The 12,063-nt window shown below is 61.5% G+C and carries 10 protein-coding genes and 2 tRNA genes; 7 read left to right on the top strand and 5 right to left on the bottom strand.

Going from position 1 to position 12,063, the window contains the following annotated elements:
- Positions 1-2 precede the first annotated feature (2 nt).
- Positions 3-75 (top strand) — tRNA-Lys (locus M1E17_RS14960).
- Positions 76-141: 66 nt separating this feature from the next.
- Here M1E17_RS14960 and M1E17_RS14965 read toward each other — a convergent pair.
- The 5 genes from M1E17_RS14965 to M1E17_RS14985 all read right to left on the bottom strand — a co-directional run bounded on the left by M1E17_RS14965 (position 142) and on the right by M1E17_RS14985 (position 3,535).
- Positions 142-1,404, bottom strand: coding sequence for a hypothetical protein (locus tag M1E17_RS14965; RefSeq protein ID WP_457962776.1), 1,263 nt, complete (start codon positions 1,402-1,404; stop codon positions 142-144).
- A gap of 131 nt (positions 1,405-1,535) precedes the next feature.
- Positions 1,536-1,757 (bottom strand): helix-turn-helix domain-containing protein, encoded by a 222-nt coding sequence (locus M1E17_RS14970; RefSeq protein ID WP_457962777.1) that lies wholly within the window; start codon positions 1,755-1,757, stop codon positions 1,536-1,538.
- Positions 1,757-2,392 (bottom strand): hypothetical protein, encoded by a 636-nt coding sequence (locus tag M1E17_RS14975; RefSeq protein WP_457962778.1) that lies wholly within the window; start codon positions 2,390-2,392, stop codon positions 1,757-1,759. The genes M1E17_RS14970 and M1E17_RS14975 overlap by 1 nt, the downstream gene beginning before the upstream one ends.
- Before the next feature lie 74 nt (positions 2,393-2,466).
- Positions 2,467-3,069, bottom strand: a complete 603-nt coding sequence (gene epsC / locus M1E17_RS14980; protein WP_457962779.1) for a serine O-acetyltransferase EpsC — start codon at positions 3,067-3,069, stop codon at positions 2,467-2,469.
- 10 nt (positions 3,070-3,079) lie between these two features.
- Complete coding sequence (locus tag M1E17_RS14985; protein WP_457967772.1) at positions 3,080-3,535, bottom strand: MarR family winged helix-turn-helix transcriptional regulator; 456 nt, start codon at positions 3,533-3,535, stop codon at positions 3,080-3,082.
- Positions 3,536-3,630: 95 nt separating this feature from the next.
- Between M1E17_RS14985 and bcp the strand changes: the two genes are divergently transcribed.
- The 6 genes from bcp (at position 3,631) to M1E17_RS15015 (ending at position 12,053) form a co-directional block, all read left to right on the top strand.
- Entirely contained in the window at positions 3,631-4,104 is a 474-nt protein-coding gene (bcp, locus tag M1E17_RS14990; protein ID WP_457962780.1) for a thioredoxin-dependent thiol peroxidase, read from the top strand.
- A 147-nt stretch (positions 4,105-4,251) separates the two neighbouring features.
- A tRNA-Leu gene (locus tag M1E17_RS14995) sits at positions 4,252-4,333 on the top strand.
- 298 nt (positions 4,334-4,631) lie between these two features.
- The gene (locus tag M1E17_RS15000; protein ID WP_457962781.1) at positions 4,632-5,306 is read left to right on the top strand and encodes a fasciclin domain-containing protein; all 675 of its coding nucleotides are present in this window, start codon (positions 4,632-4,634) and stop codon (positions 5,304-5,306) included.
- A 156-nt stretch (positions 5,307-5,462) separates the two neighbouring features.
- Positions 5,463-7,136: an ABC transporter substrate-binding protein gene (locus M1E17_RS15005; protein ID WP_457962782.1), complete on the top strand. Its 1,674-nt coding sequence runs from the start codon at positions 5,463-5,465 to the stop codon at positions 7,134-7,136.
- Between the two features lie 79 nt (positions 7,137-7,215).
- Positions 7,216-8,718, top strand: coding sequence for a malate:quinone oxidoreductase (locus M1E17_RS15010; RefSeq protein WP_457962783.1), 1,503 nt, complete (start codon positions 7,216-7,218; stop codon positions 8,716-8,718).
- Between the two features lie 107 nt (positions 8,719-8,825).
- On the top strand, positions 8,826-12,053 hold the full coding sequence (locus tag M1E17_RS15015; RefSeq protein ID WP_457962784.1) for an efflux RND transporter permease subunit: 3,228 nt from the start codon (positions 8,826-8,828) through the stop codon (positions 12,051-12,053).
- The last annotated feature ends 10 nt before the right edge of the window (positions 12,054-12,063 follow it).

Below are 12,063 nucleotides of genomic sequence, written 5' to 3' on the forward strand. Positions count from 1 at the left end.
ATGCACCTCTAGCTCAATTGGCAGAGCAATTGACTCTTAATCAATGGGTTCCGGGTTCAAGTCCCGGGGGGTGCACGAACGAAACCCCGTCTTCATGGCCACAAGCCACGAAGGCGGGGTTTTCTTTTGCTCCCCGCCCTTTTAGAGCGTGACGCGATAGACGTGGTGAGTGTATTCGGCTGAGAAGCTGTCAGAGAACCTGCCGTCCACTACAGGCAATGTGCGGCCTTCCCCCACTACCTCCGCCGATGTCCCGGTAACACCCTTCGGCAGGGTGAAGGTCCGGTCGCCCGGTACTGAGGTTTCCTCGCCACTTGGCATCGCGAAAATGTAGGCCGAGCCGTCATGGGTTTTCAGCATGGTGTCCAGGTTTGGCCCGAACGTATGCACATACGATTGCGTGTTCAAGATGGGTGCAAGGGACTTGATTTTCAGGTTTATTTCCCTCATGCCCGCGATGTTGTCCGCCATGCAGTGGTTGGGGTCGACCTGAACCTGACGGATGAGGTTACCCCCGGTGCAGGGGCCGTTGAATGACTGGTTAAAGTAGACGACGCCACGGGCCTCATTAATGATGCCGTTCATGACGGCGCCCTGGATCTCGCCCGGGGAGATGTACTCGTTGGAGGCTGTTGATTCCGTGCCCCCGCCCATGAGTTCAACGAAGACGTACACCGGCTGAAGGATGCCGTCCGACGCGACTCGCTCACGTACTGATTTGACCATTTTCCCGTAGCTGGAGGCGGTGCGGCAGTGGGATTCATTGACCGGAACGAATGACCAGTCTACGTACGGCCTGTCGCTGCAATGCGTGTCGGTGTACCAGTACCCGTCAACGGAAACAGGCCCGTCCACCATATTCACGTAGGTGTTTCCGGCAGTGACCTGGTCCCCGTTGTAGTTGCTGGCGACGACGGCTGTGAAGTTGTTGTACTTCATCCTTCCGGTATCTCCGTATTCGTCTATGATCCGTTGCAGTTCAGCGATGCCAACTGACGGCGGGTCGAAGCGGCCGTCAATCTCGTCGGGGAGCATGTCGGCAGACTTGGTGCTTTCCGCCGTGGCTTTAGCGCTTTTCAGGTGGCCTATGTACGTCATCCCGTTCGCTGCCAGGAGGTCGGGGTCCGAGTCCGGATTGACTTCGAAATACGTGTTCAGGCCCTGCGCCTTGTCGAACTTTACGTTCTCGTCGGTGCTGAAGTTATTCCACCAACTTCCTATGGGGAAGAAGCTGGGGTCAGCCCATCCGGCCGCTTTTGTGATCGGATATTTCCCGTAGAACGCTGACGCGCCCTCCCATGGCACCCGAGGGAGGTCCGGGACCGAGCTCCCAGGATTTGTCGGGGCCTGACATCCAACCAGTGCGAGCGCCGACACGGCAAGCAAGACTACAAGTTTCTTCATGGACAATGACCTCCTGCCTTCCCGTTATACCCGGCGCGGATGGCCATGTCGCGGCTTGAATTAAAAGTTCACAACGGTGGCCGGCCGGCACGAGGTTCTGGAGGTATACCCATCGGGGCCTTAGGCGATGATCAGCGCCGGCAGACCAGCAGGTCCCCCACCTCGCAATCCAGCGCTTCACAGATTGCAGTCAGGGTTGAAAACCGGATGGCTTTGGCGTGATCGTTCTTGAGGATGGAAAGGTTCACGAGGCTCACGCCTACCCGCTTGCTTAGTTCCGTCAGTGTCACCCCCCGTTCGGCCAGCAATTCATCGAGCCTGCAATGAATGGCTGAAACATCGTCAGCAGGCATCAGACCAAACCCTCGGTGTCTTTTTGGAGGCGGCGGCCAAATTGGAACACCCCGGCGATCACCAGCAACATCAGGCCCGCCGCGGAAGGAAGCAGATTGATTTCAGCGATGAACACGATCGCCTCGTCAGGCGTTCGTTGATTTGCGCCGACAACTTCCGCTAGCCGGTGCCTGGCGGCGGAGCCGAGCACCTGGCCTGCTGTACCGGCCAAGGCAAGTGCCAATCCCGAAATGCCTACCACCAGGACGGAGCCCGCGGTGAAAAGATTCTCCTTCAGGAACCGGATGGCAAGAAGAAACACCAGCAACGCCACGGCAAGGATGCCTACCTGGTTCAACGCAGCAGACCACATCAGGAGCACGGCCTCATCAACCGGAACGGCAGGAATCGTTACTTCCATTTCCGTATACCGGCCTTCCGCTCCTGGAACCAGCCCCACGGGGTCCTGACGGGCAGCAGCCAGTGGAACGGTCAGGGTTGCCGGGCCGGATCCCAGGCCCACAATGCCTGTTACGGTGTAAAAAGTGGTACCAAGGGCGGCAGTTGCTGAGGCGGTCATCAGGAAGAGCGCATCCGCCCTGGACACGATCCTCCTGGTCCGCACTGGACGGTCGGCGCGGCTGCTGGCTTTCATGAATCCCCCAATTTTTTGTTATCGATACTCGTTAATAACGATATTCGATAACATAGGGGCAATTCAGGAGTGGGTCAAGAAGCGGCAGGTGATCCCGCCGCGATCAACAGTGCGGGATCAAGGAAGTCCGTGCGCGGTTCAGCCGGCGCGGCAGGATCCTTCGGACGCGTCACAGCCGGGATACCCACAGCAACAGATTGCGCCGGGACATCCCGCACGACGACGGCGTTGGCACCGACCGCGGCATCGTCTCCCACCACCACAGGGCCAAGGATCTTTGCTCCGGCACCCAGCATGACGCGGTTGCCGATGGTTGGGTGCCGCTTCGTCCTGTTCAGTGCCCGGCCACCCAGGGTCACACCCTGGTACATCAGGACGTCGTCACCTATTTCGGCGGTTTCGCCCACCACTATGCCGGTTCCATGGTCGATGAACAGCCGCCTGCCGATGGTGGCGCCCGGATGGATCTCAATCCCTGTGAGGGATCTCGATAGCTGGGAGAGGAGGCGGGCCGCTCCTTTGAGCTTCCGGTGCTGCCACAGTGCATGCGCCACGCGGTGACTCCAGACAGCGTGGACACCCGAATATACGAAAGCCATTGCCAAGAGGCTCGACGCCGCTGGATCCTGGTCTTTGGCTGCCTGCAGGTCCTCCCGCAGAAGCAGCATGATCTTCACCCGCGCTGACCTACGCGAGCGGTGCGCCGTCCACCAGTGCCCTGGTGGCGGGGGAAGCGAATTGACTCGCCAGCTCACGGACTACTGCCTTAAGCTCCTGGCGCAGTGCATCGGGATCAATGGATGCGGCAGCAAGCACGGAACGCTCCATTTCCACGGCCGCCGCTACCGCCTCCTTGCCGCGTTCAGTCAGCGAAACAACGTGGCTCCGGCGGTCCGAAGTGCTCCGGACCCGGGCAATGTGGCCGTGAGCTTCCAGCCTGCTGAGGGTTTTGCCCATAGTTTGGGCCTGAACGCGGACATATTGGGCCAGCTGTGCCTGGGTCATAGGCCCCTGAGCCGCTAGAACTTCGATGGCGATAACACCGGCGTGGGTTAATCCAATGGCGCCGAGCTTTTCATTCCACGAGTGTTCAACGAGACGGGCCGCAGTGGACAAGAGGCGCCCCGTGGGCCAGTGATCCATATCAGGCATACCGCAAGTATAGCCAAGTGCCGATTCGCACCGGTCCCCTGCACTTACTAAACTGGTGTGTCCCGCCCGCAACCAGGAGATAAACATTGGCAGACAAACTTATGACCGGTGCTGAAGCACCCGGCTTCACCTTGAAGGACTCCTCCGGACAGGACGTCAGCCTTTCCTCGCGGCTCGGGCGCAACACCATCGTTTACTTCTATCCGGCCGCCTCCACGCCGGGGTGCACCAAGCAGGCCTGCGACTTCCGCGACAACCTGGCATCGTTCCAGTCTGCCGGTTACGAGGTCCTGGGAATCTCACCCGACCCCGTTGCCAAGCTGGCTGCCTTCGCCGCCAAGGAGACCCTCAGCTTCCCGGTGCTCTCGGATGAGGACCATATGGTGGCGGAGGCATACGGTGCGTGGGGTGAAAAGAAGAACTACGGCAGGACCTACCAGGGCCTCATCCGCTCCACGATCGTTGTCGATCCTGAGGGCAAGGTGAAGGTGGCGCAGTACAACGTCCGGGCTACCGGGCATGTCGCCAAACTGCGCCGCGACCTCAAGCTTGATGCGTAGCCTGATTCTTCACGCTGAATAATTTCCAAAGGCACGGGCTGACGGGATCCCCGCAGGCCCGACGCTACAATGGAACCTGATAACCGCCGTCGTACGTTTTCCCCAGGTCTGGCACCATCGGCCCTGGCCAGCGGCAGCAGTCGTCAAGCGCGAGTGGTGAAATTGGCAGACACGCAGGATTTAGGTTCCTGTGCCTTCGGGCGTGGGGGTTCAAGTCCCCCCTTGCGCACAATCCAGACAGCACGAAGAAATACAGACAGCACCAAGAAGAATCCCGGGCCCTGCCGCCCGGGATTCTTGCATTTAACAGCAGCCTTGCGGGACCTCCCGCAACCCGTTTTCTCCTGCTTCAAAAAAAACTCCTTAGGTTCCACCCATCCGCTGCCGGGCAGTCCCCGAATACCCATTGAGACACCAGCCAGGGGCAGGTGCCCGCAATAACAGTTGGAACAAGAGTCGGAACAAGCCACGCCGCCGGCACCAAGCATGCGGCGGGCAACACATCGGCACAACCAAGGAGAAACAAAATGCAGTCATTCAAGCGCACAACCTTCACCGTCGCAGGCGTTGCAACTGCAGCCCTGCTCAGCCTGACCGCCTGTGGCGGAACTGCGGCAACGGCGCCGAACTCCTCGGCTCCCGCAGCCGCACCGTCAGAGTCCAGCATGGCGCCGTCTCCGTCGGCCAGTTCCTCAGCGGCCATGGATCCGGCAGCAAACCTGGTTGGTCCCGGTTGTGCAGGCTACGCGGAAAAGGTCCCCACCGGAGCAGGGTCGGTAGCCGGAATGGCTCTGGACCCCGTTGCGGTGGCTGCTTCAAACAACCCCATCCTGACCACCCTCACAGCTGCCGTCTCCGGCAAGCTGAACCCCAAGGTGGATCTGGTGGACACACTCAACGGCAGTGAATTCACGGTCTTCGCTCCCGTTGACGACGCCTTCGCTAAGATCGATGCAGCCACCATCGAAACGCTCAAGACTGATGACGCCCTCCTGAGCAAAATCCTGACCTACCACGTGGTCCCGGGCCAGATCACCCCTGACAAGATCGCTGGCACCCACGCCACGGTCCAGGGCGGAAGCGTCACCGTAACAGGCAGCAAGGACGCCCTGATGGTGGACGGTGCGAACGTGATCTGCGGCGGAGTCCAGACCGCCAACGCCACGGTCTACCTGATCGACTCTGTACTGATGCCCAAGTAACATTTCGGTACTGATGCCCAAGTAACATCAAGGCGCAAAAAAGCTGGGGCCCGGCCTGCACATGCCGGGCCTCAGCCATGCCCTCAGGTCGGTCAACTAGACTGTGTCCGGTCCGCAGTCCGCGGTGCCTGCCATCAGCCCAGAGGTGATTAGAGCGTGCCCAGCAGTACATCGCGGCGAACGGTGATCAAGACCGGCGCCGTTCTCCTGGCGTTGACCGTAACGTCATGCACGGGAGGCCCCGGGCCCGCTCCTTCGCCGACGTCTCCTACAGCCACCACCGGAGCTTCGGATCCTTCGGAGATTTTCAACTTTGGTACGGCATCGCAGCCGCTGGGCCTGGACCCCGCGCTCTCCAACGATGTGGAGTCCCACCGCATCACCCGGCAGATCCTGGAAGGCCTGGTCGGTGTGGACCAAACCACCGGCAAGCCCACACCGCTGCTCGCCACTGAGTGGAATGAATCCGACGAAGGCCGCAGTTACACGTTCAAGCTCCGAAGCGGCGTCACATTCCAGGACGGCACCCCCTTCAACGCCGACGCCGTCTGCGCCAACTTCAACCGGTGGTTCGCGTTCTCTGAAGGACTTCGGAAACAGGCGCCGGGAAGTTCCTTCAAAGGCGTCTTCAAGGCCCACTCCGATGAGGCATCACTGTCCATCTTCAAAAGCTGCACCGCGCTGTCCGCCGACACTGTACGCATCGATCTCACGCAGCGCTTCACGGCTTTCCTCCAGGCCCTGACGCTCCCCGCCTTTGCCATGGCTTCCCCGGCTGCCCTTGTGGCCGGCACCGCCGACGTCCTGGACCGGACCAAGGGCGGACAAGCCCTGTCCGCCTTCGCCACCAACCCGGTGGGAACAGGGCCGTTCAGCCTGGCAGCCTGGGATGAAGCCAGCGTCACGCTCATCAACAACCCAAACTATTGGGGGGACAAGGGCCAGATTGCCACCCTCAAATTTGTCACGTACGACCATCCGCAAACACGGCTCCAGGCACTCCTGGACGGCGCAATAGACGGATACGACGCCGTCACCGTGGGCAACTTCGATCAGCTGGTCAAACGTGGAAAGCAGATTGTCCAGCGGGACCCGTTCTCCGTGATGTATCTGGGCATGAACCAGGAGGTGCCTATCCTGCAGAACACCAAGATCAGGCAGGCCATCGAAATGGCGATCGACAAAGACACGCTGATCCGCAGGTTTTTCATCGACAACACAGCCCAGGCCACCCAGTTTGTTCCGCCCAAGATCAGCGGCTTCAACAACAATGCTCCGTCGCTGGGCCATGACCCTGTCAAGGCAAAGGCCTATCTGGCCGAGGCAGGCTACAACGGCGAGGAGCTGCGGTTCTACTACCCGCTCAACGCCACACGGCCGTACCTGCCCACGCCCGAAAAGGTTTATGCCGAAATCAGCCGCCAGCTGACCGCCGTCGGGCTGAACATCAAGCCGGTACCGGTGGAGTGGTCAGACGGGTATCTCCAGAAAGTCCAGTCCCCCGGCGACCACGCCCTCCACCTGCTCGGCTGGAACGGCGCGTACTCGGATGCCGACAACTTTGTGGGCCCGCTCTTCGGCGAGAAGAATGGCGAGTTCGGATACCAGGACGCCCAGGTCTTCTCCAAGATCAACAGGGCTCGCGGAATGCCGGAAGGCAAGGAACGCGACGAGCAGTACCACACCATCAACGCCCAGATAGCGGCCTCCGTCCCCGCTGTCCCCATCGCCTTCCCCATTTCGGCGCTGGCACTCTCGGACCGGGTGATCAGTTACCCTGCGTCCCCTGTCTTAAACGAAGTTTTCACGAAGGTGCAGCTAAAGCCTTGACGGGCCGGACCAATTTCAGTATGCGGGCCGCGCGGGGATATTCTGTGACAGCCAGAGCCGCTGCTATCGGAGACTGATTGTGACCTTCATTTCCAAGACCAAACATGCCGACGTTGTCCTGATTGGCGGCGGCATCATGAGCGCCACGCTGGGGGCGTTCATCAAGCAGCTTGAACCTGACTGGACGATTTCCCTCTTCGAGCGGCTGGACCAGCCCGGGCTGGAGAGCTCGGATCCGTGGAACAACGCCGGAACGGGGCATGCCGCCCTATGCGAGCTCAACTACTCCCCCGCAGCCAAAGACGGCTCGGTGGACCCTTCCAAGGCACTGCTGATCAATGAGCAGTTCCAGCTCTCCCGTCAGTTCTGGGCCCATCTTGTGGAACGGTCGCTGATCGGCTCACCCAAGGGCTTCATCAACACCGTCCCCCACATGAGCTTTGTCATCGGGGATGACAACACCAAATTCCTGCGGACACGCTATGAGGCACTGAAGTCCCATACCCTGTTCCGGGGCATGGAATATTCCGAGGACCAGGCCCAGATTGCCAAGTGGGCGCCGCTGATAGTCAAGGGCCGGGATCCGCGGCAGCGCGTCGCCGCCACCCGGGCAGCGGAAGGAACAGACGTCGACTTCGGTGCCCTCACCCGCGAGCTCGTCACGTACCTGGGAAACAACGGCGTCGAGACCAACTACGGCCACGAGGTCACCGGAATCTCCAAAGCGTCCGACGGCGGCTGGAACCTTTCGCTCAAGTACCCGGCTTCCGGGGAACACGGGAAGATTCACGCGAAGTTCGTCTTTGTGGGCGCCGGCGGCGGGGCACTGCATCTCCTCCAGGCCTCCGGCATCCCGGAAAGCAAGGGCTACGGCGGCTTCCCTGTTTCCGGACAGTTCTTCCGCTGCACCGATGAGAAGCTCGCGGCGCAGCACAGCGCCAAGGTCTACGGCCAGGCCTCCGTGGGCGCCCCGCCCATGTCCGTGCCGCACCTGGATACCCGCTACGTCCACGGGAAACGTTCCCTCCTGTTCGGACCGTATGCCGGCTTCTCCACCAACTTCCTGAAGAACGGCTCGTACCTGGACCTTCCGCTGTCCATCCGCCCCAGCAATGTCATCCCCATGCTGGCCGTGGCCAAGGACAACATGGACCTGACGGCGTACCTGATCAAGGAAGTGGCGAAGAACCACGGAGACAAGGTCGAAGCGCTCCGGGAGTACTACCCGGAGGCCAAGGACAGCGACTGGGAACTCATCACCGCCGGCCAGCGTGTACAGATCATCAAGAAAGACCCGAAGAAGGGCGGCGTGCTTCAGTTCGGTACCGAAGTAATTGCCGGCCGCGACGGTTCCATCGGTGCCCTCCTGGGGGCATCGCCCGGAGCTTCCACCGCGGTGCCCATCATGATCGAACTGCTGCAGAAGGCGTTCCCCAAGAACTTCAAGGGGTGGCAGTCCAAGCTCAAAGACATGATGCCCGGCTACGGCGTCAAGCTCGATGACAACCCGGAACTGGCGGAGGAGCTCGAGAGGGCAACGGCCAAGGCTCTTCAGCTGGAAGGCGTCTCGGCCTCACGCTGACCCTGCAGGGTCTTCTGTTCGGGTCCCGGTCTTCAGGACCGGGACCCGAACGCGGAGGGGGCAGATCCGGTCCACAGCAGTCCGTCAACCCCACAGGAGTCCACGCGATGTTCCGGCTGGCACAACTCTCACTGGGGAACCGGGCCCTGATCGCTCTGGTCACAGTGTTCGCGTCCGTGTTCGGGGTGATCACCATGTCATCGCTGAAACAGGAACTCATACCCTCCATCGAGTTCCCCCAGATCACTGTCCTGACGGCCATGCCCGGCGCGTCCCCCGAAGTGGTGGACAAGCAGGTAAGCGCGCCGCTGGAGACTGCGCTGAACGGCGTCGAAGGCCTTGAGTCCACCTCCTCCACTTCACGCAACGGCGTTTCGCAGATCACCATGGTCTTCACCTACGGGTCCAACCTTGACCGGGCCCGGAACCAGATCGACCGCGCCATTTCAAATGCCAAGCGCACCCTGCCAGAGGACGTGCAGCCGCGGCCCATCGCCGGCAGCATCAGTGACTTCCCCATCGTGTTCCTGGCCGTGTCATCGGATAAACCGCTCAGCGACCTGAACGCCGATCTGCAGCGCCTCAGCGTTCCCGCGCTCCAGAAGATCGACGGCGTCCGGGGTGCCGATGTGACAGGCGGCGCCACCCAGCACATCGAAATCCTTCCCCGTGCTGACGCCATGGCGGCAAAAGGCGCCACCATCCAGTCCATCCGGGATGCGCTGGGCAATAACGGGGCATTGATCCCAGCGGGCACCATAGAAGAGCAGGGCAAAACGCTTTCGCTGCAGATTGGCAGCCCCGTGGATTCACTGGACGCCATCAAAGCCCTTCCCCTGGGCGGCGCCAAGGACTCCGCCACCATCGGCACGGTGGCAGAGGTCAGCCTCAAGGACGATCCACAGACATCCATCACGCGGACCAACGGCGAGGAAACCCTGGCTGTCTCCGTCACCAAAAAGCCCGAAGGCGACACTGTAGGGATCTCCCACTCGGTGAAGGACTCCCTGGCCCAGCTGGAAGCCGAACTCGGCTCGAACGCCAAGTTCACGGCAGTGTTCGACCAGGCGCCCTTTGTCGAGAAATCCATCAAGGACCTCACCACTGAGGGGCTGCTGGGACTGGGCTTCGCCGTCGGCGTGATCCTGGTGTTCCTGATGTCCGCCCGCTCCACCATGGTCACAGCAATCTCTATCCCGCTCTCGCTCCTGATCACCTTCATTGGGTTGTCTGCCACAGGTTATTCGTTAAATATCCTCACGCTGGGCGCACTCACCATTGCGATCGGGCGGGTGGTGGACGACTCGATTGTGGTGATCGAGAACATCAAGCGCCACCTCAGCTACGGCGAGGAAAAGGTGACCGCGATCCTGACGGCCATCCGCGAAGTCGCCGGCGCCATCACGGCCTCGACCCTGACCACGGTGGCAGTTTTCCTGCCGATTGCGTTTGTCGGGGAATTGGCAGGCGAGCTCTTCCGCCCGTTCGCCCTGACCGTCACCATGGCGCTCCTCGCTTCGCTGCTTGTGTCCCTGACGATCGTCCCTGTTCTCGCCTACTGGTTCCTGAAGTCCCCCACACGTGCAGGATCATCAAGGGACGGTGAAACGGCCAGCCGGGAAGCGGCGGCTGCCCGTGCCAAGGCGCAGGAAGCCGAACAGAGGAGTCTGCTGCAGCGTGGTTACCTGCCGATCCTCACCAAGACCCAGAAGCATCCTGTCGTGACCCTGGTGGCCGCTGCCCTGGTGCTGGGGGGCACCGCCGCCATGACACCCCTGATGGCAACCAACCTTTTGGGCGATTCCGGCCAGAACAGCATGACCGTCCGCCAAGTGCTGCCGGCCGGAACAAGCCTGGCAGACACGAGTGCTGCCGCCATCAGGCTTGAGGAAGTGATCCGCAGGATCGACGGCGTCAAAAACGTCCAGGTCACCTCAGGCAACGCGCAAACAGGCTTCGCTGCCCTGACATCATCCGGGGCGTCCAACTCCACCTTCACTGTGGTCACGGATGAGAAGGTCAACCAGGCCCGGCTGCAGCAGACTGTCCGGAATGAGTTGGCTAAGGTGCCGGACTCGGGGAAGGTTTCGGTGGGAACGCAGCAGGGCGGCTTCGGCACGTCCTCGACTGTTGATATCACTCTGAAAGCGGCAACGTCCGCGGATCTCCGGACAGCGAGCGATGCAATGGTTCAGGCCATGATGGGCGTGCCGGGAACCAGCGAAGTCACCACCAACCTTTCGGCCTCTCAGCCTGTTGTCCAGGTCAAGGTGGACCGCGGCAGGGCGGTAGCGGCCGGGCTCAACGAGGAGCAGGTTGCGGGTGTCCTGGCCTCAACCATCAGCCCCGTCCCTGCCGGCACTCTCCGGATCGAAACCAATGACTTTCCGGTGCAGATCGGGCAGGGTACGAAGTTCGCCAGCATAGATGCCGTGCGGGCCATCCCGCTTCCCGCCGCCGCAGGCCCCGTGACCCTGGGCAGCATCGCCTCCGTGGAGCAGGTGGATGTTCCGGTCTCCATCACCGCCAGCAATGGGCAGCGAACCGCCAAAGTGTCAGTGACGCCGTCGGGCTCCAATCTCGGCGCCGTCAACGCGGAGGTGCAGAAACGGCTCACGTCGGTGGCTCTGCCTCCCGGAGTCACGGCTGAGATCGGCGGCGCCACTACCCAGCAGGCGGAGTCCTTCCAGCAGCTGGGCCTGGCTCTGCTGGCAGCGATAGCGATCGTCTACGTCATCATGGTGGCGACGTTCAAGTCCCTTGTTCAGCCGCTGATCCTGCTGGTGTCCGTCCCGTTCGCGGCAACCGGTGCGGTTGCCCTTTTGCTCGTGACCGGTGTTCCCCTGGGACTGCCTTCCCTCATCGGCATGCTGATGCTGGTGGGAATCGTGGTGACGAACGCCATTGTGCTCATTGACCTCATCAACCAGTACCGCCAACCGCGCAACGGCCAGCCCGGCATGGGCGTGGCGGATGCCATTACGCATGGGGCACGCCAGCGCCTCCGGCCCATCCTGATGACTGCGCTCGCCACGGTCTTTGCCCTCACGCCCATGGCACTCGGCCTGACCGGGGGCGGCGGTTTCATCTCCCAGCCGCTGGCCGTAGTGGTGATCGGCGGCCTGATTTCCTCCACCGCCCTGACACTGGTGCTGGTTCCTGTGCTGTACCGGCTCGTGGAAGGGCGGCGCGAAAAGAAAGCACTGCTCAGCGCGATGCTCGGACGGCCGGAGTTTGCGCAGGCGAACGACGTCGACGCCGAGTTTCGTGACTGGACCACCGGGATGATCCCCAAGGCATCCGGCCGCCGCGCGGCTCCCGGGGAACCTGAATAGCTCTGTTTTG

It is taken from the genome of Arthrobacter sp. D1-29 (genome assembly GCF_054130585.1).

Coding starts and splice junctions, on each gene's coding strand:
- M1E17_RS15000 (WP_457962781.1), top strand. CDS start 4,632: ATGCAGTCATTCAAGCGCACAACCTTCACCGTCGCAGGCGTTGCAACT.
- M1E17_RS15015 (WP_457962784.1), top strand. CDS start 8,826: ATGTTCCGGCTGGCACAACTCTCACTGGGGAACCGGGCCCTGATCGCT.
- M1E17_RS14965 (WP_457962776.1), bottom strand. CDS start 1,404: ATGAAGAAACTTGTAGTCTTGCTTGCCGTGTCGGCGCTCGCACTGGTT.
- M1E17_RS14985 (WP_457967772.1), bottom strand. CDS start 3,535: ATGGATCACTGGCCCACGGGGCGCCTCTTGTCCACTGCGGCCCGTCTC.
- M1E17_RS14975 (WP_457962778.1), bottom strand. CDS start 2,392: ATGAAAGCCAGCAGCCGCGCCGACCGTCCAGTGCGGACCAGGAGGATC.
- M1E17_RS14970 (WP_457962777.1), bottom strand. CDS start 1,757: ATGCCTGCTGACGATGTTTCAGCCATTCATTGCAGGCTCGATGAATTG.